Genomic DNA, 26248 nt, shown 5'->3' on the forward strand with positions numbered 1-26248 from the left:
CTGTTTTGAAGGTATTAAAAAAGGGAAAACAGCGTTTTAAACCGTTTTCCCTTATATTACTCAGCGGAGAGAGAGGGATTCGAACCCCCGGAAGCTCGCACTTCAACGGTTTTCAAGACCGCCGCAATCGACCACTCTGCCATCTCTCCAGAGCTTTAAACTCTGTGCTTTTCCTCAAAAGCGTTGCAAAGATATTTATTTTTTTTGAAACAAAAAAACAATGAAATACTTTTTTTTGCTTTTTATGAGATTAAATTATTAAGTCTCAGATTTTCAAGCCAAGACTTAATAATTAATATATTTATCGAATAAACAACAACTCTCTGTATTTGGCTAAAGGCCACATTTCATTGTCAACAATAAGTTCAAGTTTATCAATGTGATAACGAATCTCGTCCAAATAAGGAGCGACATTATCATGATATTCAACAGCTTTTTCTCGCTCGCTTTCTATATTGTTTGCTATTTTACGAGCATCAATCATTTCGTGAACTTTTGCGTTAACAGCATTAACGTGGATTGAAATTTTTTCAATCAAACGAAGTTGTTCATCTGCCATTTCTTTGAATTTAACCTGATCAGTGTATATCTTTTGCAATTTAGACACATTTGAGAGTAATATTGACTGATATGAAATTGCAACAGGAATAATGTGATTCAAGGCTAGGTCTCCCAGAACACGTGATTCAATTTGAATCTTTTTAGTGTAAGTTTCCCATTTTACTTCATTACGAGCATGGAGCTCTACTTCGGAAAGGATACCTGCAAATGTTTTAATGCTTTGTTTCGATGTGTAACTGTCATAAATAACAGGAACATTTGTTTCGCAGTCCAGACCTCTTTTAGCAGCTTCTATTTTCCATTCATCACTATATCCATTGCCGTTAAAGCGAATAGGACGCGATTCTTTTATGTATTTTTTCAGAATTTCATATAAAGCTTCTTCTTTCGATTTACCGCTATTAATGAGTCCGTCAACTTCATTTTTAAATTCTCTCAGCTGTTCAGCCACAGAAGCATTAAGAGCAGTCATAGCAGATGCACAGTTTGCAGATGATCCAACTGCACGGAACTCGAAACGGTTACCCGTAAAAGCGAATGGCGATGTACGGTTACGATCGGTATTATCAAGAAGAATTTCCGGTATCTGACCAACGCCAAGACTTATTTGTTTTTTCTCGTCAACAACGATTGCATCTTTAACCGAACTGTTTTCAAACTTATCTAATATATCGCTTACTTGTGACCCTAAAAATACAGATATGATGGCAGGAGGAGCTTCGTTAGCTCCTAAACGATGGGCATTTGTAGCCGAAGATATAGATGCTTTAAGCAAACCATTGTTTTTGTAAACAGCCATTAAAATGTTTACCATAAAGGTAATGAAACGTAAATTTTCAACTTTGTCTTTACCCGGCGAAAGAAAATTTATACCATTGTCCGTAGTTAAAGACCAGTTGTTATGTTTCCCCGATCCATTGATTCCTTTAAAAGGCTTTTCGTGCAATAATATGCGGAAAGAATGACGACGGGCAACTTTATCCATCAATGACATAACAAGCAGATTATGGTCGACTGCCAGATTACATTCTTCGTATATAGGAGCCAACTCAAACTGGTTAGGAGCAACCTCGTTGTGACGGGTTTTTACCGGAATACCTAACGCATAAGATTCGTACTCAAGTTCTTCCATAAACTTTAGCACTCGTTGAGGTATAGAACCGAAATAGTGGTCTTCCAATTGTTGATTTTTAGAACTTTCGTGACTCATCAGTGTGCGCCCGGTAAGAGCAAGGTCGGGACGTGCTACAAATAAATCTTCATCGACCAGAAAATACTCTTGTTCCCATCCAAGGTTGGAATAAACCTTCTTTATGTCTTCATTGAAATAACGCCCAACTTCTAAAGCAGCATTAGTTACAGCAGATATCGATTTTAACAGAGGAGTTTTATAGTCAAGAGCTTCACCTGTGTATGATATAAATATTGTAGGAATACATAATGTATCGCCAATTATAAATGCCGGAGATGTTGGGTCCCAGGCAGAATATCCACGAGCTTCAAAAGTGTTACGTAAACCACCCGAAGGAAAACTTGAAGCATCGGGCTCTTGTTGTGCCAAAAGTTTTCCGCTGAATTCTTCGATAAGTCCGCCATTGCTATCGTGTTCAACAAAAGCATCATGTTTTTCGGCCGTTCCATCAGTCAGTGGGTGAAACCAGTGAGTATAGTGAGTAGCTCCGTTTTCGAGAGCCCACATGCGCATTCCTGCTGCTATATGTTCAGCTATGCCTCTGTCGATAGGTTCGCCTTTATCAATAACTTTGCTTATCGCTTTAAAAGTTTCTTTTGATAAATATTGGCTCATAGCCTTTCGGTTAAAAACCTTACAGCCGTAATAGTCAGATGCCTTTCCTGAGGGCTTGTCAACCTCTACAGGTTTTTTGTTAGATGCTGCTGCAACAGCTTGAAAACGTAACTTTGACATAATTTTGAGTATTAATGTATTTATTTTTGCTTTATTATTTTATTGAAATGTTTTTTAAACGTGATATCGCTTCTATAGTATTTTCAAGAGATCCGAATGCTGTTAAGCGTAGATACCCTTCGCCACTAGGTCCAAATCCTACACCGGGAGTACCTACTATATTTAATTCGTGAAGCAAGTAATCAAAAAATTCCCACGATGTCATCCCATTTGGAGTTTTAACCCATATATAAGGGGAATTTATTCCTCCATAAACTTTTAAGCCTTGAGCAGATAAACCCTCACGGATAATTTTCGCGTTATTTAAATAATATTCGATAGTAGCTTTTACTTGTTTTTTCCCTTCAGGCGAATAACAAGCCTCAGCTGCACGCTGTATAATATAAGGAACTCCGTTGAATTTAGTTGTATGACGACGGTTCCATAATTTATTTAAAGAAACTGCTTCTCCTTTACTAGTGTATCCCATCAATTCTTTAGGAACAACAGTATAGGCGCATCTTGTACCTGTAAATCCGGCTGTTTTAGAAAAACTACGAAATTCGATAGCAACTTTTTTTGCACCTTCAATTTCGTAGATACTATGGGGTACATTATCTTCGGTAATATATGCTTCGTATGCGCCATCGAATAATATAATGGATTTATTTTTAATTGCATAATCAACCCATATCTTCAATTGTTCTTTAGTTAAAGTCGTACCTGTCGGATTGTTCGGATAACATAAATATATAATATCTGCCTTCGACGTAGGCAAAGACGGAACAAATTCGTTTTCGGATGTACATGGCAAATATACAATTTTATTCCATTTGCCATCATTTCCTAAATCGCCGGCTCTTCCTGCCATTACATTAGTATCAACGTAAACAGGATATACAGGATCTGTAATTGTAATAATATTATCAGTGCCTAAAATATCGCCAATGTTACCTGTATCGCTCTTCGATCCGTCGCTGACAAACAATTCGTTGGGCTGTATATCTAATCCGTATATTTTGTAGTCGTTTTCGATAATGGAGTTTACAAGAAAATCATAACCTTGTTCGGGGCCATATCCTCTGAATGTTTCGTTAGACGCCATTTCGTCCACAGCCTTATGCAAGGCTTCAATTGAGGCTTCGGGAAGTGGTTTTGTTACATCTCCGATTCCTAACCGGATGATGTTTGCTGCAGGAGTAGCTGCTTTAAATTCGTTTACTTTGCGTGCTATTTCAGAGAACAGGTAACTACCGGGTAGTTTTGTGTAGTTTTCGTTTATTAATGCCATTTTCTCTTTTTTGTTTTAATCTCCCTTTGTTGCTTATTTTTCATTTATATATATTTCGCCGTCGAAGACGGTAACGGCTTCTCCGGTCATATATATATGATTGTTTTTCTCATTCCATTCTATATCCAGGTCTCCACCTAAAAGGTGTACTTTAACTTTTCTGTCGCACAGGTTGTTGAGTACAGCAGCTACGGCAGATGCACAAGCACCTGTACCGCAAGCCAAGGTTTCGCCGGCTCCGCGCTCCCATACTCTCATATTTATTGTGTTTCTGTCTAATACTTCGACAAACTCTGTATTAGTCTTTTTCGGAAAGATAGGATGATGTTCGAACTTAGGCCCTAAGGTAGCTAAGTCAAGCTTATCGATATTTTTTGTAAATATAACAGCATGGGGGTTGCCCATCGATACACATGAAATCCTCCATGTTTTTTCATCAATATCAATAGGGTAGTCTAATGCCGATTGCTGATCGATAGTTACAGGAATAAGTTGAGGGTCGAGGATAGGTTCTCCCATATCAACGATAACTTTACGACAATATTCATCACCATCCAATAATGTTATATGTTTTATTCCGGCTTTGGTTTCGAGGGTTATCTCTTTCTTTTGCGTTAGTTTGTTGTCGTATACGTATTTACCTACACATCGGGTTGCATTTCCGCACATCTCGGCTTCCGATCCGTCGGAGTTGAACATTTGCATTCTGAAATCTGCTATATCTGATGGTAGAATAAAAACCAATCCATCTGATCCAATCCCAAAATTCCGATTGCTAAAATCCAAGGCTGCTTTGCTCCGGTCCTGAATATCTTGCATAAATCCATTTATGTAAATATAGTCGTTTCCGGCTCCTTGCATTTTGGTGAATTTTAGCTTTCTCATTTTTAACTGTTTTGAGTAAAAAACAATCTATTTCTGACTCTTTTATATTTGATGATACAAATTTCATACAAAAATTCGTATTTTACAAGAGAAATTGTACATTTTTTTTGTTTTACACCATATAAATAATCTTTTTGTTTTCGATATCTTAAATATGCGTTCATATAGTCAGAATTATAGCCTTAATGTTGACCACATTCAAAAAAGGAAGATTTTTATTGACATTTATCTAAAAATACAAATCTATTGAATTATATAAGTGAATTTGATATTATTTTTTTTATCTATTGGGCATAATTGGTTTTATTACGTAAATTTGGACGTTGAAAAGTAATGTCGAATATGGATGATAAAGAAAAACAATTATTGTTAGACAACCGCTATTTGAGAATGGCTGCCATTTGGGCCGAAAATTCATATTGCAAGCGTCGACAGGTTGGGGCATTAATTGTAAAAGATAAGATGATTATTTCGGACGGATATAACGGAACGCCTTCGGGATTCGAAAATATTTGTGAAGATGAAAACAATATAACGAAACCATATGTTTTACATGCCGAAGCAAATGCTATAACAAAAGTAGCCTGTTCGCATAATAGTAGTTTTGGTGCAACTATGTATGTAACATCTTCTCCGTGTATCGAATGTGCGAAACTTATTATTCAGGCAGGAATAAAAAGGGTTGTTTATAATGAATTATATACGAAGACGGATGGATGCGAGCTGCTGAAAAGAGCCGGGATTGAAGTTGTTTCCTTAAACAAAGAAGACATTAAGCAAACGATATAAATTAAAAATATAAAATTATATAACATTTTAATGAGATCATATAAAAGAAAAAATACCTCGGTTTGGTTGCCTTTGTGGATTACTTTGGGTATAGCCATAGGTATACTTATAGGTAATGTGTTTTCTAATTTTAATTCGAGGCGAAGCTTATTTAATAGGGGAGACAAGTTGGAAGCAATTCTTGAATATATAAATGATGCATATGTTGATACTGTTGATATTCAAGAGCTGGTAGAAGACGCAATTCCCGAAATAATTGCAGGACTGGATCCGCACTCTGTTTATATCTCGGCTAAAGATATGGAAATTGTAGGCGATGATTTAGAAGGGCATTTCAGTGGAATAGGGGTTCAGTTTATAATGCAACGCGATACAGTTGTGGTTGTTTCTATAATTCAGGGCGGTCCATCTGAAGCGGCCGGAGTAAGAGCCGGAGATAGAATTGTATATGTGAACGATAGTTTGTTTGCCGGAAATAGTATGACTAACGAAAAGGTAATGCGCCAATTGAGGGGAAAAACAGGCACCTCGGTAAAGTTGGGTGTGAAGCGGCTGTCTAGTCAGGGTATTGTAGATATAAAAGTTACAAGAGCCAGCATACCTGTAAATACCGTAGATGTATCTTTTGTGGCATCCGATAAAGTTGGTTATATAAAAGTAAACAAGTTTGGAAGTACTACATATTCGGAATTTATTTCAGCTATATCAAAGCTTAAAAATCAACAATGCGAGTCGTTTGTGATAGATCTTCGTCAGAATACAGGAGGATATTTGAATGCGGCAATAGACATGGTGGGCGAATTTTTGGCTGGAAATCAATTAGTTGTTTATACCGAAGGACGGGCTTTCCCTCGTCAGGATTATTTAGCTAAACAGTCGGGTGCATGCAAAACCGATCAGATTGTGGTTTTAATTGACGAAGGTAGTGCTTCGGCCAGCGAAATATTTGCGGGTGCTATTCAGGATAATGATAGAGGACTTATTATAGGACGTCGTTCGTTTGGTAAAGGTTTAGTGCAGGGGCAAAGACAATTTAAAGATAAGTCGGCACTGCGTTTAACTGTGGCCCGGTACCATACTCCATCGGGCAGATGTATACAAAAAGCATACGAACGGGGTAATTCGGATGATTACAATCAGGATATTTTAAGGCGTTTTCAACGTGGAGAGTTCGATTCGGAAGATAGTATAAAATTGGAAAATTATCCACTTTTCCATACCGTTGGAGGGCGTCCTGTGTACGGAGATGATGGTATTATGCCTGATATATTTATTCCCCGCGATACTGTTGGTGTAAATTCATATTATACCCGTGTAGCTAATCAGGGATTAATATATGAATATTCGTTTATGTACACAGATATGCATAGAGAGAGACTAAGTAAGTTTAAAAACTGGCAAGAGTTATCTTCTCATCTTCAGAAACAACCTTTGGTTCTTAATTTAGTAAGTTATGCCGAATCTAAGGGTATCCGTCAACGGCCTTATCTGATAAACGAATCGCGTACATTGATGCAGACTCAAATGGAAGCGTATATTGTAAGAAATATATTTGGGGATGATGGCTATTATCAGGTTTTATTGCGCGATGATATTGTGCTGAAAAGAGCCGTCGATCTTGTAAATAAAAATAAAGCATTGCCCGAAAATGTGAAAACTAAAGGATATTTATCTTCAGCACTACAGTTGGGTGTTTTGCCTCAGGATTTTATTCAATTGCCCTTCTTGCGCAGAGAGAACATAAGTTGATATATATAGAGTGGGGAAGGAGACAGCTAAAGATAAACTAAGGAAAGATATTTTTCGTCAGAAAAAGGAATTTACACCTCTCGATTTGCAGAATAAATCGGCAGAGGTGTTTTCTGTGTTAGAAATAACAGGAACTTTTCAGGATGCCCAAAATATATTTATATATAATAGCCTTAGCGACGAAGTGTCTACTTTAGATTTTATAAACCGATGGGCAAAAGAAAAACAATTTTTTTTACCTGTTGTGACAGGCAATGATTTACAATTTGTAAAATACGAAGCAGATAAGAAATTTGTTGTTTCGGATTATGGAATAAAAGAACCCGAAGGTAAGGCTTTTGTCGAATACGATAAAATAGATATGATTATTGTGCCGGGTGTAGCTTTTGATCGCAAACTGAATCGTATGGGACGAGGCAAAGGCTATTACGACCGCTTTCTTCCTAAATTGAAGGCTTTAAAAGTAGGGGTTTGTTTCGATTTTCAATTGCTGAATAGTATTCCGTTTGATAAAAACGATGTGAAAATGGATATGATAGTATCCGAGAATGACCTTATTTGGTAGAACTCCGGCATAATTTCAGATAATCATCAATCAATAATTTATTAGCACCTAAGTCCTGCGCTTTAAGAAAATATTCTTTTGCAGCGTTGTTGTCGTATTGCAATAATTTTAAGCGCCCTTTCAGTATATATAAAAAAGGAGAGTTGTTTCCGTAGTTTGCCGCTTTGTTCAAATCTTCCTGCGTTCTGGCTAGCTTCTGGAGTTCTAAATAGCATTCGGCCCTGTTTAGGTATAGCTGATCGTTGGTCTTATAATCATAGATAAGATCCGAGTATAATTCTTCAGCTTTTTTCCAGTTACCCTGTTGTTTAACTATTAGAGCCAATCCCATATTTGCATTTAAATTATTAGGCTCTATTGTTTTTATCTGTTCAAAATCGCTTTCGGCGGCCAGATAGTTTTTTTTGTTTAGTTGAATAAGTCCACGGCTATACAATGCATCAATATTTTCTTTGTCGATTGATAATATCAGGTTGTAATCTTGCAGTGCCAGATTTATGCTGTCTATGTCGCAATACAATGCAGCTCTGTTTTGTAAAACAAACACAGCGTTAGGATGCCTGCCCAATGCAATGGAGTATGAAATGAGAGCTTCGTCCTTTTTCCCAAGTATACGCTGAATAGTTCCAAGGTTCGATAATAATAATGTATTGCCAGGGTTGGCCGGCTCTTTGCGCATGGCTTCTTTCAGAACTTGCTCGGCAGCTACATAATCTTGAGCTTCCTGATAATCTATAGCACGACTTACAAGTTCTTCGTAAGTTTGATCTTGGGCTATAATATTTAAACTAAAACTTACCAGTGCAATGAAAATTACAAATTTCGACATAATATATGCATATATAAATATTACTTGTGCAAAAGTATAACTATTCTTTTGTCGAAAAACTTGTGTATAACTAAAGATAATGAAACTATGTTTATTTTTGTTACCACATTCGTCACATGGCATAGTAATTAAGTTTCATATAATATATAAATCGGTTATTTTAGCATTTTATTGTACTTTTTTGACTGTATTTTGTGATTTTTTGGTGGATAAATAGAATGTTTATATCATATAAAGTACTAACTTTAGCTGGTTTTTTATTTAATGCAGATAATACCTTATTGTGAAAACAAAAGGAGTTTGCCATGAAAATAATTTCTAACGAATAACTTTAAAATATTACCTAATTATGAATTTTGAAAAACCACAGAAAACAAAATCCGGATTAAATCCTCAAGATTTTAATGCAGAGGTAGACGGAAAGAAAGTGGAACTTTTTGTTTTAGTTAATAAATCGGGTGCTGAAATAACAGTAACAAACTATGGTGCCAAAGTGGTATCATTAATGGTTCCCGATAAATCGGGTAAATTAGTAGATGTTGTTTTAGGACACGATACTATTGCTGAATATCTGAAATCGGAAGAGCCTTATTTTGGTGCTGTATGCGGACGTACTGCCAACCGTATAGCAAACGGCAAGTTTACACTTGAAGGCAAGGAATATACTTTAGCCGTTAACAATGGCCCTAATAATCTGCACGGAGGTATAAAGGGATTTAATTCAGTAGTTTGGGATGCGAAACAAACCGATGCTCAAACTGTAGAGTTAACATATCTGTCGGTTGATGGTGAAGAAGGTTTTCCCGGTAATCTTTCGACAAAGATTATTTATAAATTGACTGACGATAATGCTTTGGATATAGCTTACGAAGCAACAACCGATAAAACCACAATTATAAACCTTACTAATCATTCATACTTCAATTTGTCGGGTGCAGGAGATCCTAGCATTGCCGACCATGTGTTAAAAATGTATGCTGATGAGTTTTTACCTGCCGACGAAACTTCTATTCCTTACGGAAAACCCGAAAAAGTTGTGGGTACTCCTATGGATTTCACTACACCTCATGAAATAGGTGAAAGGATAAATGAAGATTTCGAACCACTAATTTTTGGTAGAGGGTACGATCATACATTTATAATGAATAAAAAAGAAGGAGATTTGGCATTAACTTGTTATTCTCCAAAAACCGGCATTGTGCTAGATACTTACACTACAGAACCGGGAGTACAGGTTTATACAGGAAACTGGATGACAGGAAACTTTGTTGCTAAACAAGGACAGAGATATCCGGCTCAGAGTGCAGTGTGTTTCGAAACACAACACTATCCCGATAGTATAAATAAACCTGATTACCCGACTGTAATTTTAAAACCCGGAGAAAAGTTTGAAAGTAAAACTATCTACAAGTTTTCAACTAAAAAATAATGTAATAATCTAATATTAATAACCTAATTCAATTCATTTATGTCACAGCAAAAACAAAATGGCAATGTAATTGCCATTGTTACGATGATCTTTCTGTTTGCAATGATCTCGTTTGTAACCAATCTCGCAGCACCTATTGGTGTTATCTGGAGTAATAAGTTCGAAGGCTCAAACTTTTTAGGAATGCTTGGTAACTTAATGAACTTTGCAGCTTACTTGTTTATGGGTATACCTGCAGGAAAACTACTAACTAAAATAGGATACAAAAAAACGGCATTAGCTGCAATTGCAGTAGGTTTTATCGGGGTATTTGTTCAGTTTCTTTCGGGCGTAGTTTCCGAAGGCTTTACATTATTTACCCTACCATTAAATTTTTATGTTTATCTTTTAGGTGCATTCATTGCAGGATTTTCGGTATGTATGCTAAATACAGTTGTTAACCCTATGCTTAACCTATTAGGTGGTGGTGGTAACAAAGGTAATCGCCTTCTTCAAATTGGAGGCTCGTTCAACTCTTTAGCTGGAACAATAACTCCAATGTTAGTTGGAGCTTTAATTGGTTCGGTAACAGTGAACACTGCTATAACCGATGTTAACCCTGTTTTATTTATAGCAATGGGTGTATTTGCAGCAGCATTTATAATTCTATCTTTTATTCCGATTGCCGATCCTAATGTGGGAAAAGTACAAAATCTGGAAGTTAAAAATGAGCATAGCCCTTGGAGTTTCCGTCACCTGAAATTAGGTGTTATCGGTATATTTATTTATGTAGGTATCGAGATCGGTATTCCCGGAACATTAAACTTTTTCTTGTCTAATACATCGGACAAAGGAGCCGGGTTAGATCCTGCCAATGCTGCAACTATTGGTGGGTTCGTAGCTGGAACATATTGGTTCTTAATGCTTGTTGGTCGTTTCCTTGGTGGAGCTATTGGAGGTAAAGTATCAACAAAGGCTATGTTAACAACAGCTTCGGGTATTGGTATCCTTTTAGTTTTAGGTGCAATATTCTCTCCTGTCGATCTTACGGTTTCTATGCCGGTATTTACCGGATCGTCGTTTGCAATGACACTTGTACCTCTTAGCGCATTACTTTTAGTACTATGTGGTTTATGTACTTCTATTATGTGGGGAGGTATATTCAACCTTGCAACCGAAGGTTTAGGAAAATATACAAACGCAGCATCAGGCATCTTTATGATGATGGTAGTTGGTGGAGGTATTTTACCTTTATTCCAAAGTTGGGTTGCCGATATGAGTACTTATATGGTTTCGTATTTTGTGCCATTAGCTGGACTTATATACCTGTTATACTATGCATTAATAGGTAGCAAAAACGTAAATACAGATATTCCTGTTGAATAATTTTATATACATTATTAACTTAGAAATAAATTATGGATACTACAAAAATCAGAGAAAAATTTAAATCTTTATATGGGACAGAAGGTGCGTTGTACACTTCTCCCGGTCGTATAAACTTAATAGGTGAGCATACTGATTATAATGCAGGATTTGTTCTTCCGGGAGCAATTGATAAAGCAATGTATTGCGAAATTAAACCTAATGGAACTAACAAGGTAAGAGCATATGCTCTTGACTTGGGCGAGTCAACAGAGTTTGGTTTAGAAGAAAACGATTTACCTGCAAAAAGCTGGGCAAAATACATTTTTGGTGTTTGTCGCGAAATGATTAAACGAGGTGCTAAAGTAGAAGGCTTTGACACTGTGTTTTCGGGCGATGTGCCTTTAGGTGCAGGTATGTCTTCATCGGCTGCTCTCGAAAGTTGTTTTGGCTTTGCTATCAACGATCAGTATAACTTAGGTTTCGACCGTTTCGAATTAGCAAAAATAGGACAAGCTACAGAGCACAACTATGTAGGTGTAAAATGTGGTATTATGGATCAGTTTGCTTCATGCTTTGGTAAAGAAGGTTCTTTGATTCGTTTAGATTGCCGTTCGCTCGAGTACGAATATGTACCATTCAATCCTAAAGGATATCGTTTGGTGTTGGTTAATACTTGTGTAGCTCATGAATTAGCTTCTTCGGCTTACAATAAACGTCGTGAGTCGTGCGAGGCCGTTGCTGCTGCTATAAGAAAACACCATCCTGAAGTAGAATTCCTTCGCGATGCAAATTTAGATATGTTGAAAGAAGTTGCTAATGAAGTGAGTGCAGAAGATTATATTCGTGCCGAATTTGTTATCGAAGAAGTTCAACGTCTATTGGATGCTTGCGAAGCATTGAAAGCTGGCGATTACGAAACCGTAGGTAAAAAAATGTATGAAACTCATATCGGCTTGAGCCGTAAATATGAAGTTAGTTGCCCAGAACTTGACTACTTGAACGATATTGCCCGTGTTTGTGGCGTTACAGGTTCGCGTGTAATGGGTGGTGGTTTCGGAGGTTGTACAATCAACCTTGTGAAAGATGAGCTTCACGATGCATTTATCGAAAGAGCAATGAATAGCTACGAGCAAAAATTCAAGATTAAACCTAAAGTATACGATGTTGTTATTAAAGACGGTGCACGTAAACTAAGTTAATGTTTGGATATTGATACAATAATAAATTATTATAAAAAACCCGATGGATTTATATTCATCGGGTTTTTTGTATAGTATTTTGTACATTTATACATGTCGCGAGCTTTATTATTAGTATATATTTGCTACTGTTATAAACTGAAAAATGCATTTGTTATGCTATCAAAATTTCGCATTAGTGGTCGATAGGAGCGGGAGAGGTAATATCGGAAATTTGCAAATTTAACTAAAGAAGTTTCTGTATAATGCTATTAATTATTATTTTGTAATACAATTAACAGGCGAATCGGTGGATATGAGGAACACTATAAAAGGCTTTTTTTTGCTTTTTTTTATATGTTTTGCACTACAGGGCAAAGCACAGGATTGGATTTCGACCGAACTCCCCAATATAAATAAACTTCCTACAAAAGAAATACAATGTATATTTCAAGACTCCGAAGGGTATATATGGTATGGTACCGAAGGAGGTTTATGTAGAGACGACGGATATCAGGTAAATGTATTTCGATCCGATTTTAACACCCCCGATTTATTAGAAAGTAACAGTGTAACAAGTATAACCGAAGACAGAGAGAAAAAAATATGGTTTGGAACAAAAAGAGGAGTATACATTCTCGATAAGGAGAGTTATGAGATAAAACCTCTTACCGACAAAGAAATAAAAGGATGGGTGATAAAAATGATGGACGTAACTTCCGACGGATCGATATGGGTTTCATCAGGAGGTTTTTTATTTCGCTATAATGCATCGGGAGAAAGACTTAAAAAGTATGACATACAATCGGAAAGTCCTTCAAAAGAGGTAAACAGTATCTGTGAAGATAATGAGGGTGCAATCTGGATGGTGCAACTGAAGGGTGGATTATTCAGGTACGATGCCCGAACAGACGAGTTTATTCAATATCCTTGGCCTTTTAAAAGACCTGCTACTTTTATAATGAAAGATACCACAACTCCCTATTACTGGATAGGTACTTGGGGAAACGGTGTTGTTCGCTTCGATCCTCGCGAGAAAGAAGTCAGTCGTATGTTTGTGGCGCAGTTGGCTACAAGCAGATATAAGGATTTGACTAAAAAAAGAATTTATGGTATAGCACAGGATAGTGTAAGGCATAATATTTGGGTTACCACAGCAGATAATTTATATGTTTATGAAATAACAGAATGCGACACCTTACGATCTATCGATACATCAGGCTTTCTGTCGGAAGAAAAAAAGATGCTGAGTAATGTTATTTGCGACCACTTAGGTAACCTTTGGGTAACAGGTACTTATCCTGACTCATATTCGTTTATCGTTTCGTATTTGCCAAATAAGATTATTAATTACCCAATGGATGCGGTAAAGAAAGAATTTGGTGTTTATGCATCTCCTATAAAACTATCTTATGAGGGAAATTATTATTGGATAAGGCAAAAACGCCAAGGCTTATATGTTTATGACATTGAGAACGACAGTTTGTCGATACATGAAAACCGGAATAGAAGCGTTTCGTTTTTCTTTGAAAAATCGGTCGATTATGACGGGGTTTTCGTTGTAGTACACGACTCGATAGTAATATTGGCACTGTACGATGGAAGTCACATTTCCGAAACCGAAATATGCTCGATTCCTGCCGATCCTCACGAACGGATTCGTGCCTTATATGACGACGGACGTGGTAATTTATGGATTGGAACTACTTATAACTTGTTTAAATACGATTTGAAACAAGAAAAGTTAGATGTTATATATGAAGATGTTGGCATTATAAACGACATACTTTCGTCGGACGACGGAAGTATATATATTGCTACAGAATCTGAAGGGTTTTGGAAAATATGTAATGGGAAAAGGGATTTTAAACATTTCACAAAGGAAAATTATTTGGTTTTAACAGCATCCTCCGATCAGAAGATTTGGATTGGCACACAACAGGGAAACGTTTATAGTTACAACCCCAACAATAATAACTTGGTGCTTGAAACTCAAAACTGTGGTTTAATTGGCGATGTAATAATTGATCTTCTTGCCGATGATAATGGAAATATCTGGATATTAACAGACCAAAAAATAACTATATACAATCCCGAAACACAGATAGTTAATTTAATTAACTGCTCCGATCCATCAATCTTTCTTGATAATTTTTTATCTCTACAAAAGGGGAAAAACGGAGAAATGCATGTTGGAGGGAGAGGCGGCGTTATGGTTCTCACATTTACCAATCAGTTCGAAAAAATTATCAAGAATGAGTCGTCAATTGGCTTAACATCTCTCAAAATTAACAACGTACAAAAAATATTAGACGGTGATAGCAGAAATATAGTAATAGAGCCGCACGAGACTAATATCGAGCTGTTTTTTTCAACTTTCGATCCATTAAATACGCATAAAATCCGTTATGCTTTCCGTCAGAAAAAAGATACTCTTTGGAACTATCTGCCTGTCGGGCAGAATAATATATATCTGGCAGGGCTTCCGAAAGGATTTTACGAAATAGAGGTACAGGCTACAGACGGAAACGGTATATGGGCTAAGAATACGGCAACTTTTTCGATTCAACGCCTACCAGCATGGTACGAAACATGGTGGGCGTATGCTGTATATATACTAGCTTTTTTCGCCATTGTTATTCTGTTTATTCAAAAATATATCCAATCGCAAAACAACAAACAACAAAAGTTAATGGAAGAACAGGTATCTCAGATGAAATACCGTTTTTTTACAAATGTCAGTCACGAACTACGCACACCTTTAACGCTGATTATTACGCCTCTGGAAAGCATAATAAAAAAGGTTTCGGATATAAAAATCAGGCAACAACTAGAATCGGTCAACAAGAATGCACAAAACCTGCTAAGCTTAGTAAATCAATTACTTGATTTCAGAAAAATTGAAATGGGAGGCGAAACGCTCTCTCTTACAAAAGGCGATATAAATGAGTTTGTATACTCTGTTTATGAAAACTTTCAGCTGGCGTCGGAAGAAAAAAATATGGATTTCGGTTGTCAATCGGAAGTCGAATCTCTTTATATGTTCTTCGATGCAAGTAAGTTACGAAAGATGATTAATAACTTGCTATCCAACGCTTTAAAATTCACGGACGAAGGAGGTAGCATTTTATTATCTGTAAGTGAGAATGTGAGGAATGGTATTAACTATATTGTTATATCTGTAACGGACACGGGAAAAGGAATTCCGGCAAAAGAACTTTCTTCTATTTTCGAGCGATTTCATCAGGTAGACGGACAAGAAAATGCAATAGGTAGCGGCATTGGCCTACATATAGTAAAAGAATATGCAAACCTGCATGGCGGAGAAATTTCAGTCCGAAGCGAATTGGGCAAAGGCTCTACCTTTTCTGTTTATATACCAACAAACTTAGAACCCGATAAAAATATTTCGGATTCGGTAACAGAACAAACACACGAGGCGGTATCTGATTTTCAACCTGTGATTGGTTCCGAAAAGAAAATATTGATAGTAGAAGATAATAACGAATTTCGCACTTATCTAAACAACGAATTAAGTAAGTTCTACACCGTTTACGAGGCCGCTAATGGATTGGATGGAGAAGAAAAAGCACAGGAAATAGAACCGGATATTATAATAACCGACCTGATGATGCCTGAAATAGATGGCATCGAACTGATTCATAGAATTAAGAGTAATATAAAGATATCTCATATTCCTATCATTCTTCTGACAGCAAATGATAATATCGAGAATGAAAAAAGAGGATATGAAGAAGGGGCAGATGCCTATATAGCTAAACCTTTTCATTGGGAAATACTTTTGTCGAGAATCGAAAATTTGATGGTTCAGAAAGTACAACGTCAGCAGATTTTCGAAACGGAAATAGACGTAAACCCCAAAGACATTACTATATCGTCGTTAGATGAAAAATTAATGAAAAAAGCATTAGAGCTTATCGAGTCTAATATTAGTAATTCAGAATATTCCGTCGAGGATTTGAGTAACGATATGGCAATGAGTCGGTCGAACCTATATCGGAAAATTCATTCTATTACAGGGCAAACACCAACCGACTTTGTGAGGAGCATACGGCTGAAAAAGGCTGCCGAATTATTAAAAGAAGGAAACTTAACAGTTGTGGAAGTTGCTTACATGGTTGGGTTTAATACTCCGGGCTATTTTACCAAATCGTTTAAGAAGATGTTTGGTGTGTTGCCTACACAATATAATCAAAAATAATAGGGGGGATTGGTTGTATTTGATTTTGTTTGTCAAAGCCAAGCTGTAAAATAATGTGTATAAATTTCCATTATATGTATTTTACTAACCATTATACAGTAGCAAGCTAATAACATGTTATCGGGTGGTTTTTGCAACATTTGTTGAATGTGTTGCAACATAAGAGCCATATGACCGGACGCTAAATCGTTTATTTTGTATGACGATAAAATTAGTTTTATATACCGGATAAACATGAAAATTTTTAAATTACTATTACTATTAGTTTTAATGCCTGCAACGATGTGGGCCAATGCTCGTGAAAAATACAATTTCAACTCGCAATGGCTATTAAATGTAGGCGACTTTAAAGGTGCCGAAACAAAAGGGTATCCTGATAAAGATTGGAAGAAAATAACTCTTCCTCATGCTTTCAACGAAGACGAAGCTTTTAAGGTAAGTATCAAAGATATGACTGATACCATTTCGTGGTATAGGAAACATTTTAAACTACCTAAAACAGCCAAAGGAAAGAAAGTATTTATCGAATTCGAGGGTGTACGTATGGGTGCCGATGTTTGGCTGAACGGAAAGCATGTAGGATTGCACGAAAATGGTGTGATGGCTTTTGGTTTAGATCTTACTCCGTACCTCAATTTCGGAGGAGAAAATGTAATTGCAGTCAGATGCGATAACGACTGGAAATACAAAGAACGGGCTACAGGCAGCCGTTTTCAGTGGAACGACAGTAATTTCAACGCAAATTATGGAGGTATTCCTAAAAATGTATGGTTGCATATAACCGACAAATTATATCAAACACTTCCTTTATATAGTAACCTGCAAACAACAGGGGTTTATATATATGCAACAGATATTCGCACCGAAAGCCGTAAGGCGGTAATCAATGCCGAATCGGAGGTTCGTAACGAAAACAATAAAGTTATGAATGTGAATTACGAAGTAGAGGTTTTTGATTACGATGGAAAACGGATAAGTACTTTTGGGGGAGAACCAACCAGTATAAAGCCCAATGAAACTGTTACGGTAAAAGCTGCAGCTGAACTCGAAAACCTGCATTTCTGGAGTTGGGGATATGGTTACCTATATGATGTAAAAACAAAACTTATTGTAAATAATAAGGTAGTTGATGAAGTAACTACCCGCACAGGATTCAGAAAAACACGTTTCGGAGAGGGTAAAATATGGTTGAACGACCGTGTACTTCACATGAAAGGCTATGCGCAGCGCACCAGTAACGAGTGGCCGGGGGTAGGGATATCGGTTCCGCCTTGGATGAGCGATTATTCGAATGGTTTAATGATTGAACACAATGCAAATTTTTTCCGTTGGATGCACGTTGCTGCTTGGAAACAAGATGCCGAATCGTGCGACAGGGTAGGGGTTATGCAAATGCTTCCTGCCGGAGATTCGGAGAGAGATGTGGAAGGCAGGCGTTGGGAACAACGAACCGAGCTGATGCGCGATGTAATTATCTATTTCAGAAACAATCCGAGTGTTATATTCTACGAGTGTGGTAACGAGTCTATCAGCCGCGAGCACATGGTAGAAATGATAGCTATACGCGATAAATACGATCCCTATGGGGGAAGAGCAATCGGGTCGCGCGAGATGCTTGATATCCGTGAGGCTGAATGGGGCGGCGAGATGCTTTATGTAAATAAAAGTGAACATCATCCTATGGTACAAACAGAGTATTGTCGCGATGAAGGTTTACGTAAATACTGGGACGAATACAGTTATCCTTTCCATAAGCAAGGCGAAGGGCCATTGTATAAAAACGCCGATGCCAGCGCATATAATCAGAATCAGGATATGTTGGCTGTTGAATTTATACGTCGCTGGTACGATTTTTACCGCGAACGTCCGGGAACGGGGCGCAGAGTGAATTCGGGAGGAGCTAAAATAATATTTTCCGATACACAAACACATTCGCGTGGAGCCGAAAACTATCGTCGTAGTGGAGTTGTAGACCCGTTAAGAATTCCGAAAGACGGATTTTACACTCATAAAGTGATGTGGGACGGATGGGTTGATGTAGAAAACCATAGTACATATATTATAGGTCATTGGAATTATACACCGAATATTGTAAAGCCTGTATACGTAGTATCGTCGGGCGAAAAAGTAGAACTGTTTGTAAACGGTAAGTCCAAAGGTTTTGGTAAACGCGATTATGATTTTCTTTTCACATTCGATAATATACAATGGGAAAAAGGAACTATTGAAGCTGTCAGCTACGATGATAGCGGTAAGGAACTTAGCCGTTATTCACACAAAACAGTGGGCGACCCGAAACGGCTTAAACTGACCTTGATGCAAGGCCCCGAAGGCACTTATGCCGATGGCGCAGATGTAGCAATGGTGCAAGTAGAAGTTGTTGACGAAAACGGAAACCGTTGCCCGTTGGCAAACCACATGATAAAGTTCGACCTGCAAGGCCCTGCCGAGTGGCGTGGCGGAATTGCACAGGCAGAGGATAATTATGTGCTAGCAAAAGAACTACCTGTCGAATGCGGTATTACAAGGGTTATGATACGTCCGTCGACAAGTGCGGGAAAAATCACACTTAGAGCCGAAGCCAACAATCTTGGTTCGCAGGAAATATCTTTCAACTCTATTGCTGTTGATGTGAAGGACGGATTAAGCAAATTCTTTCCTGCCGAAAAGCTGGTAAGTAGGTTCGATCGCGGAGAAACTCCGTTAACACCATCGTATACTGATAAAAAAGTGGATGTAAGGATAAAATCCGCAACGGCGGGAATAAATGCTGAAACAACGGTTAACAGTTACGACGACAACGAACTTAGTGAGTGGCGAAACGATGGCAGATTAAGTACAGCATGGATTACTTACCAACTGGATCGCTATGCCGAAATAGATGATATTTGTATTAAACTTACAGGTTGGAGACAACGCTCTTACCCATTAGAAATTTTTGCCGGAGACAAACTTGTATGGAGCGGAAATACGGATAGAAGTTTGGGATATGTACATTTGTCGGTTAAACCTATGAGAACAAATGAAATAACAATCAGATTGAAGGGAGCCACTCATGATAGCGATGCTTTCGGGCAAATAATCGAAGTGGTTGAAGCGCAAGCCGGTGAGTTGGATCTTTTCAAGGCAAAAGATGGGGACAAGACAAATAACGAACTGAGAATTGTTGAAGTTGAATTTTTAGAAACATTAAATAAGTAATATTTATAAGATAATGAAACAATTACGAATAATTTTGTGCTTTCTGTTCCTTTCGGCATGTGTATTGCCTACAATGGGGCAGCGGAAAATGGAGACAATGGACCGCGGTGTAATCGCTATAGCCAAGTCTTCGAATCAGATATATATATCTTGGCGTCATTTTGCAACCGATCCTGATGATATAGCTTATAATGTTTATTATAAGACAAGTCCGGCTGCGACTTCGGTAAAGCTAAACAGCGAACCGATAACCAACAGTACGAATTTTACGGCATCGTTGGCTCCAAACCGCAATCTATACTTTCTGGTAAAGAGTGTAGTAAATGGGGTTGAGCAAGACGAGCCCGGGTTATTTCATCTGACACGGAAAACAAAATATAGCCGCATTGTGAAAGACTTCGATTTTGAGCCTTTTCCTCAGGGATTCCCTACAATGTCGATGAAATTTTGTTGGCCTGTAGACCTGAATGGAGACGGAAAATACGATTTTGTGTTAGATCGTCAGAATTACGGAGAGGGTGCTGACGATGCCGAAAGCGAAGATGAAGCCGGAGATTTTACTCCTGCCAGAATCGAAGCCTATACTAGTGAAGGGGTATTTATGTGGCGTGTAAATCTTGGTTATAACTTAAAGACGGGTTCGGGGCAAGCAGCTATGATTACCGCTTATGATATGAACAACGATGGTAAAGCCGAAGTATTGATGGCCGTAAGTGAAGGTACAACTTTCCCCGACGGACAGGTTATTACAGCAAAAGATGGTACGGTTACCAATTATAAGGGTCGTGCAGGATCGGCTCCGCAGTGGGTTGCCATTCTCGACGGAGAAACGGGTTGCTTAATCGATACAGTATCCTTACCTCTCTTCGACGAAATAGCTACCACCCGGTCTGATAAATGGAAAGATATTACAGGGCATTTTATGATTGCTTATCTCGATGGTATTAATCCGGCGCTTGTTTATCAATATAAAAACAGACAGCCATCGGGCGGATTTACCGGCGCTTATGCGGCATGGACTTATGCCGACGGTAAATTGGATTTGAAAATGTCGACTCGTTTCTATCTGGAAAGTACACAATACGAATTTCACCAAGTACGTGTTGCCGATGTTGATGGCGACGGTAAAGACGAAATTGTAGAAGGTAGTTATACAATAGATGATGACGGATCTTTGCTATATCATGCTGATAATGTATACCATGGCGACCGTCATGTGTTAGCCGATATCGATCCTGACCGTCCGGGCTTGGAGCATTTCTTTATCCAGCAATCCAATATAATGGGAATGGGTATTTTTGATGCGGCAACGGGCGAAACCATTAAGGGACTTTATATGTCGTCGGTAAACGATGTGGGTCGTGGTACATGTGCCGCTTTCGATCCTACTCGTCGTGGGTTACAATTTTTCTCAACAATGAACGGCTATGCCATGTATGATGCGAAAGGAAAACTTACCGATTCGAAAGGTACTTTCCCTTCCGAAGCATTATGGTGGGGAGCCGATTTATCCCGCCGTCATATATCGTCTGCCGGTAACGATAAAAACCCTACTATCGACAGGTATAATACAGCCAGTAAATCTATTGGCCGGGAGGTTAATTTATATCATGAAGATAATGGAAATGGTTCTTATTATTTCAGGGCTCCCAATGGAGGGCGTGCAGCATTTTGGGGCGATTTGTTTGGCGATTGGAGAGAAGAATTAATATACACCAGAACCAATAATACAGGCTTTGTTATTGTTTCTACGTGGGACGAAACTCCTATTCGTCAGTATACATTGATGCAAAATCCGGCATACCGATGTCAGACTACTACTCGCGGATACTATCAAACAGCTGACGTAGATTTCTATATGGCGGCCGATATGCCCGCAGCTCCGGTTTCTCCTATACAAAAAGCCGATATGTATTACGACGGAAGCGGTTGGATTGATGATAATAACAACAATGTAGCATATACCGATGGAAAGAGCATTATGTTTGACATACGTGGCGGAAACAGTACATATACATTGAACGGAAATATGTCTCCCAGCCGTTTATGGTTGATAAATCCTAAAGGAGGAGATTATACTTTTAACGGAACGGGTAAATTTACCGGATCGATGGACGTTGTGAAATCTCTGCAGGGAGATGTAACATTCAATGGCGATTACGATTATACAGGAATTACGCGCATATCGGAAGGACGTTTGTTTGTTAACGGAACATTGGCTAGTAAAGTGCAACTCGATGCCCGTGCTGTTATTGGCGGTAATGCTACCTTAAACGGAGGTATTGTTGTTGAAACAGGATTGAATGTAGAAGGGGGACGTATTGAGCCGGGAGTTGCCGGAACATTAGGAAAACTTAAAATTGTTGGTAATCTGGACTTACCGGGGCGTAATAACTTTGCCTTTGATGTTGACCAGACAAAAGCCGAAAAAAGCGACTTAGTCGAAATTCAGGGTAATTTTAATGTTACGGGCACCAATCATTCAATTGTAATAAATCCTGTAACTGCAATTACTGCCGGAACATTAACATTGATTACGTATACAGGAACATCGAACGCAACGCCCGAAAACTTTAAGGTAAAAGGCTTGGAAGGTATTCCTTTTGTATTGAAAATAGAAGATAACTCTGTTAAGCTCGAAATAAGCGAACCACGTACAGCTACAAACGTAAATTGGATGGGAGGTTTAAGTAATGTTTGGGATTTTCAAACAGAAAATTTCATAAACCTGACTGCTAAACGTTCCGACATATTTGTTCCCGGAGACAATGTGTTGTTTAGCGATGCAGTGGCAAGTTTTGGCGATATTGCAACCACAGATTTGGTTGTTAACGAAACAATGCCTGTAGGCGGGTTGACATTTACGAACGAACTAAAAGACTATTCAATTAGTGGCGATGGTATTATCAGCGGCACAAGCGGAGTGAAGAAAACTGGTGCGGGTAAATTGTCGTTATTAACCGAGGAGAACACCTTTACGGGAGGTATTGAGTTTGAGGATGGCATATTGGAAGTAGCTTCGCTTAAAAACGGAGGCTTACCAAGTTCGATTGGTGCCTCGTCGGCCGATGCGAGTAATTGGGTGATGAAAAATGCTACTTTGCAAACAACTGCCCAAATGGCAACCGACCGCAATATGACTGTTGAAGGTAAACTTACAGTAAATAATCCGGCAGCAAACACAAGTGTGTTAATTGGCGGAAACATTACAGGTACAAATATCGGCTTAGAACTAAAAGGTAAAGGAACATTATCGTTACAGGGTAACAACACATTTACAGATGTTACAGTAAAAGATGGAATACTTTCGATGGCTTCGGTAAGTGCGAACAGTAAATCGTTGGGAAGCGCAAAAATTACAATGGAAGGCGGTATTTTACAGATGTATAATAATAATTCATCGAGCACAGTAGGTCCGTTCACTAACGAGATATATGTGCCCGAGGGGGCTTCTGCAACATGGAATCTTCCACAGCGCTGGAGATTTGAAAACAAACTGACAGGTAGCGGAACCATTACTATCAACGTACCCTATGTGCGGAGCGATTTCAATGGAGATTGGAGTGCGTTTGCCGGAACTATTAAATTTACAGGATCGGATATTCGTTTAAATAATGCAACTGCGCGTAATATAGTTAATGCCGACGTAGATTTGGGTAGTGGAACTACATTATATGTTGCTTCGAATGGCGGCGGCGGTGTTTCGGGTGCAAGTACAATTACTTTTGGCGGACTAAGCGGTTCGGGTAAACTCGATGGAAAAAACACTTATAACATCGGCGATAAAGGGAGCAATACAATTTACAGTGGAGTTATTGGTAGTGGAACCGGAAAACTGGTTAAAAGAGGAACCGGATCGTTAACTTTATCGGCAGCAAATGAGTACACGGGAACAACTACTATAAATGGCGGACGCTTAATTGCAAAAAACACCACAGGTAGTGCAACCGGTTCGGGAGGTGTAATTGTAAATTCAACAAGTATGTTGTTGGGTACAGGTACAATACAGGGAGTTGTATCGGTAAATAACGGTGGAGCAATTATGCCCGGTTTATCAGATTCTTCTATTGGTACGCTATCCTTAGGCTCGTCGGCTGCATTCAGAGATGGTTCGAATGTTGTGATAAAAGTAAACGGAACACGGAATGACGTATTGAAGGTTGGCGGCTCGTTAACGCTTTCCGGTACATTGGAAATGAAGAACTTAGGCAGTGCGTATAAAAGCGGAGCCAGTTATACTATATTTAATGTAACAGGCACAATTTCGGGCAATTTTACCGAAATAGTACCAGCTATTCCGGGCGAAGGATTGATGTGGGATACATCGCGCATAACCGAAGGGATAATTTCGGTTAAGCTAGCTCCTGTTGGTGTTAATGATACAGAAATTGCTTCGGTAAAAGTTTATCCTACATTGGTTGACGACATCTGTTATGTTTCGGTTGGCGAAGCGAACGGATTGGTTAAAGTAGAATTATTAAACTCGTTTGCACAAATATTACAGATTGATCAAATAGATTCGGCTAATTCGATATGTGAACTGAATATGCAAAGCTACGCCAGCGGTATGTATTTAGTGAAAATATCGGAAGAAGGAAAATCGGCTGTGTATAAAGTGATCAAAAAGTAACTATTTCATTTTCCTGATAGATTGAAATCGGGGTTTAGGCTTAAAAACTTAAATTCCGATTTTTATTATATTTGTTTTCCCTGAATCGGGTAAAATAATAGACGATTTTTTGGGGTTAAAATAATACCAAATAAAAGCATGAAACGTATAACAAGTCTTTTCTTTTTCTTAGGGGTAATATTACTGGTTAATGCCCAGCAAAACATGGATTTATATCTACTTATAGGGCAGTCGAATATGGCGGGACGCGGAGATATTGATGACGAGCCGCTTAATCTCGAAAACATATATATGATGGATAAAAACGACCAATGGGTTCAGGCACACGAACCTATTCATTTTGATAAGGCTGCTGCCGGAGCAGGGCTTGCAGCAACATTTGCTATGGAAGTACGCGGGCAGGACAGGGTAATAGGACTTATTCCGTGTGCCATAGGAGGCTCGCGAATAGAATTATGGGTTCCCGAAGCTTTTGATAAGGGTACGGGCTTTATGCCGTATGACGATGCCATAAGACGGACTAAAGAGGCTCTGAAAAGGGGCAACCTTAAAGCTATACTATGGCATCAGGGAGAGAGCAATTCGAGCCGTAACAGATATAACGAGTATGAGGAAAAATTCGAAGCCTTGCTTGCCAATCTGAGTCGCGATTTATCAATCGACATCGACACTATCCCTGTTATAACAGGCGAATTGGGGCACTTTTTTGTAACAAAAGGATCGTTGGACGATAACAAAGGTTTATATATAAATTCTACTCATCATCGTTTGGCTCAGAAAAAAATAAACAGGTATTGTGTTTCGTCGGCAGGGTTAACCCATAGGGGCGACCAAACGCATTTTGATACACCCTCGTTAAGGGAACTCGGTAAACGTTATGCCGAAGCTTATAAAATTGTAAAAGAACGACTTAGTAAATATATTGTTTCGGATAACAAATAAAAGGGAGCTTGCCTGAAAATTTTCGAGGGTTTTATCTATAAGTAAAAACTAATATTTAAAACCACGAGAATTATGGCTAAGTACACCCCCGAAACAGTAGAAAAAATTTGCATCCTTATCTCCGAAGATTACCTGTCGATTGCTAACGTGTGCGATGCAGCAGAAATAAGCCGCGAAACGTTTTACGAATGGAAGAAAAACAAACCCGAATTTGCTCAGGCTGTTGAAGAAGCAATCGAAGAGCGTCAGGAACGCTTGTACCGACTTGCACGAAATGCCATGCGCCGAAAAATGGAAGGCTATACCCAGAAAATAGTGAAAAAGAAATACGTCCCTTCCCCACTCGACCCCGAAGAGATGGAACTGAAAGAAATAATTGTAACCGAAAAACACTGCGAGCCAAAAGCCTCCGACATTGCCCATATACTGAAAATGGAGCGTGAAGAACGTCGCGAAAAAGCGGAGAAAGAAGAAAAAGAGAACTCGCCAAGCCGTCGCCCCATCATTGTAGAAGTTGTAGACAAAGAAACCAAATGGGAGATGGAACAATTGCCCCGCCGCCTTAACGACCCCAACTACGTTTACCAGCCCATGCCCGACGATTACGAAGGGTAGTTTTATTGCTTGAAAAACGTTCTTTTAACTGCCGCTACTGCGCGTGATCGAAGATCACTTGCATTCCTTTTGCCCTATGCCGCAAAAGGAATCAAAAAGGCATTTTGCG

General features: G+C 38.5%; 15 protein-coding genes and 1 tRNA gene. 11 read left to right on the plus strand and 5 right to left on the minus strand.

Annotated features, from left to right (window positions below; genetic code table 11):
* Positions 1 to 64: 64 nt before the first annotated feature.
* The 4 genes from D0T53_RS12680 to dapF form a co-directional block, all read right to left on the minus strand.
* Positions 65 to 149 (minus strand) — tRNA-Ser (locus tag D0T53_RS12680).
* Positions 150 to 301: 152 nt separating this feature from the next.
* Positions 302 to 2488: a glutamine synthetase III gene (locus D0T53_RS12685; protein WP_163268477.1), complete on the minus strand. Its 2187-nt coding sequence runs from the start codon at positions 2486 to 2488 to the stop codon at positions 302 to 304.
* A 34-nt stretch (positions 2489 to 2522) separates the two neighbouring features.
* Positions 2523 to 3758, minus strand: a complete 1236-nt coding sequence (locus D0T53_RS12690; RefSeq protein WP_163268479.1) for an LL-diaminopimelate aminotransferase — start codon at positions 3756 to 3758, stop codon at positions 2523 to 2525.
* Between the two features lie 33 nt (positions 3759 to 3791).
* On the minus strand, positions 3792 to 4643 hold the full coding sequence (gene dapF / locus D0T53_RS12695) for a diaminopimelate epimerase (RefSeq protein ID WP_163268481.1): 852 nt from the start codon (positions 4641 to 4643) through the stop codon (positions 3792 to 3794).
* 342 nt (positions 4644 to 4985) lie between these two features.
* Here dapF and D0T53_RS12700 point away from each other — a divergent pair, with 342 nt between their 5' ends.
* From D0T53_RS12700 to D0T53_RS12710, 3 genes are read left to right on the plus strand one after another with little or no spacing between them, the layout of a single operon-like run.
* Positions 4986 to 5432 carry a dCMP deaminase family protein gene (locus D0T53_RS12700; protein ID WP_163268483.1) on the plus strand — a complete coding sequence of 149 codons (447 nt, stop codon included), beginning with the start codon at positions 4986 to 4988 and terminating at the stop codon, positions 5430 to 5432.
* A gap of 30 nt (positions 5433 to 5462) precedes the next feature.
* A complete protein-coding gene (locus D0T53_RS12705) occupies positions 5463 to 7181 on the plus strand; it encodes a S41 family peptidase (protein WP_163268485.1) in 1719 nt (572 codons plus the stop codon).
* 10 nt (positions 7182 to 7191) lie between these two features.
* The gene (locus D0T53_RS12710) at positions 7192 to 7746 is read left to right on the plus strand and encodes a 5-formyltetrahydrofolate cyclo-ligase (protein WP_163268487.1); all 555 of its coding nucleotides are present in this window, start codon (positions 7192 to 7194) and stop codon (positions 7744 to 7746) included.
* Here D0T53_RS12710 and D0T53_RS12715 read toward each other — a convergent pair.
* Positions 7736 to 8575 (minus strand): tetratricopeptide repeat protein, encoded by an 840-nt coding sequence (locus D0T53_RS12715; RefSeq protein ID WP_163268488.1) that lies wholly within the window; start codon positions 8573 to 8575, stop codon positions 7736 to 7738. The two genes, D0T53_RS12710 and D0T53_RS12715, sit on opposite strands and share 11 nt — an antisense overlap.
* 349 nt (positions 8576 to 8924) lie before the next feature.
* Here D0T53_RS12715 and D0T53_RS12720 point away from each other — a divergent pair, with 349 nt between their 5' ends.
* From D0T53_RS12720 to D0T53_RS12755, 8 genes are all read left to right on the plus strand, one after another.
* Positions 8925 to 10004 (plus strand): aldose epimerase family protein, encoded by a 1080-nt coding sequence (locus tag D0T53_RS12720; RefSeq protein WP_163268490.1) that lies wholly within the window; start codon positions 8925 to 8927, stop codon positions 10002 to 10004.
* A gap of 39 nt (positions 10005 to 10043) precedes the next feature.
* Positions 10044 to 11369 carry an MFS transporter gene (locus tag D0T53_RS12725; RefSeq protein WP_163268492.1) on the plus strand — a complete coding sequence of 442 codons (1326 nt, stop codon included), beginning with the start codon at positions 10044 to 10046 and terminating at the stop codon, positions 11367 to 11369.
* 32 nt (positions 11370 to 11401) lie between these two features.
* Positions 11402 to 12550, plus strand: a complete 1149-nt coding sequence (gene galK / locus D0T53_RS12730) for a galactokinase (protein WP_163268494.1) — start codon at positions 11402 to 11404, stop codon at positions 12548 to 12550.
* Between the two features lie 322 nt (positions 12551 to 12872).
* Positions 12873 to 16751 carry a two-component regulator propeller domain-containing protein gene (locus D0T53_RS12735; RefSeq protein WP_221411542.1) on the plus strand — a complete coding sequence of 1293 codons (3879 nt, stop codon included), beginning with the start codon at positions 12873 to 12875 and terminating at the stop codon, positions 16749 to 16751.
* A gap of 234 nt (positions 16752 to 16985) precedes the next feature.
* A complete protein-coding gene (locus D0T53_RS12740) occupies positions 16986 to 19952 on the plus strand; it encodes a sugar-binding domain-containing protein (RefSeq protein WP_163268498.1) in 2967 nt (988 codons plus the stop codon).
* A 13-nt stretch (positions 19953 to 19965) separates the two neighbouring features.
* Positions 19966 to 24582, plus strand: coding sequence for an autotransporter-associated beta strand repeat-containing protein (locus D0T53_RS12745; protein WP_163268500.1), 4617 nt, complete (start codon positions 19966 to 19968; stop codon positions 24580 to 24582).
* Between the two features lie 138 nt (positions 24583 to 24720).
* Positions 24721 to 25524 (plus strand): sialate O-acetylesterase, encoded by an 804-nt coding sequence (locus tag D0T53_RS12750; protein ID WP_163268502.1) that lies wholly within the window; start codon positions 24721 to 24723, stop codon positions 25522 to 25524.
* A gap of 72 nt (positions 25525 to 25596) precedes the next feature.
* Positions 25597 to 26139: a phBC6A51 family helix-turn-helix protein gene (locus D0T53_RS12755; RefSeq protein ID WP_163268045.1), complete on the plus strand. Its 543-nt coding sequence runs from the start codon at positions 25597 to 25599 to the stop codon at positions 26137 to 26139.
* The last annotated feature ends 109 nt before the right edge of the window (positions 26140 to 26248 follow it).

It is taken from the genome of Dysgonomonas sp. 216 (assembly GCF_010501065.1).
In the GTDB taxonomy this organism is placed as follows: Bacteria; Bacteroidota; Bacteroidia; order Bacteroidales; family Dysgonomonadaceae; genus QVMM01.

What these genes read in the sequence shown, in the direction of transcription:
- D0T53_RS12700 (WP_163268483.1), top strand. Translation starts at nt 4,986, where the DNA reads ATGGATGATAAAGAAAAACAATTATTGTTAGACAACCGCTATTTGAGA.
- D0T53_RS12745 (WP_163268500.1), top strand. Translation starts at nt 19,966, where the DNA reads ATGAAACAATTACGAATAATTTTGTGCTTTCTGTTCCTTTCGGCATGT.
- D0T53_RS12685 (WP_163268477.1), bottom strand. Translation starts at nt 2,488, where the DNA reads ATGTCAAAGTTACGTTTTCAAGCTGTTGCAGCAGCATCTAACAAAAAA.
- D0T53_RS12715 (WP_163268488.1), bottom strand. Translation starts at nt 8,575, where the DNA reads ATGTCGAAATTTGTAATTTTCATTGCACTGGTAAGTTTTAGTTTAAAT.
- D0T53_RS12720 (WP_163268490.1), top strand. Translation starts at nt 8,925, where the DNA reads ATGAATTTTGAAAAACCACAGAAAACAAAATCCGGATTAAATCCTCAA.
- D0T53_RS12705 (WP_163268485.1), top strand. Translation starts at nt 5,463, where the DNA reads ATGAGATCATATAAAAGAAAAAATACCTCGGTTTGGTTGCCTTTGTGG.
- D0T53_RS12755 (WP_163268045.1), top strand. Translation starts at nt 25,597, where the DNA reads ATGGCTAAGTACACCCCCGAAACAGTAGAAAAAATTTGCATCCTTATC.
- D0T53_RS12725 (WP_163268492.1), top strand. Translation starts at nt 10,044, where the DNA reads ATGTCACAGCAAAAACAAAATGGCAATGTAATTGCCATTGTTACGATG.
- galK (WP_163268494.1), top strand. Translation starts at nt 11,402, where the DNA reads ATGGATACTACAAAAATCAGAGAAAAATTTAAATCTTTATATGGGACA.
- D0T53_RS12740 (WP_163268498.1), top strand. Translation starts at nt 16,986, where the DNA reads ATGAAAATTTTTAAATTACTATTACTATTAGTTTTAATGCCTGCAACG.
- D0T53_RS12690 (WP_163268479.1), bottom strand. Translation starts at nt 3,758, where the DNA reads ATGGCATTAATAAACGAAAACTACACAAAACTACCCGGTAGTTACCTG.
- D0T53_RS12750 (WP_163268502.1), top strand. Translation starts at nt 24,721, where the DNA reads ATGAAACGTATAACAAGTCTTTTCTTTTTCTTAGGGGTAATATTACTG.
- dapF (WP_163268481.1), bottom strand. Translation starts at nt 4,643, where the DNA reads ATGAGAAAGCTAAAATTCACCAAAATGCAAGGAGCCGGAAACGACTAT.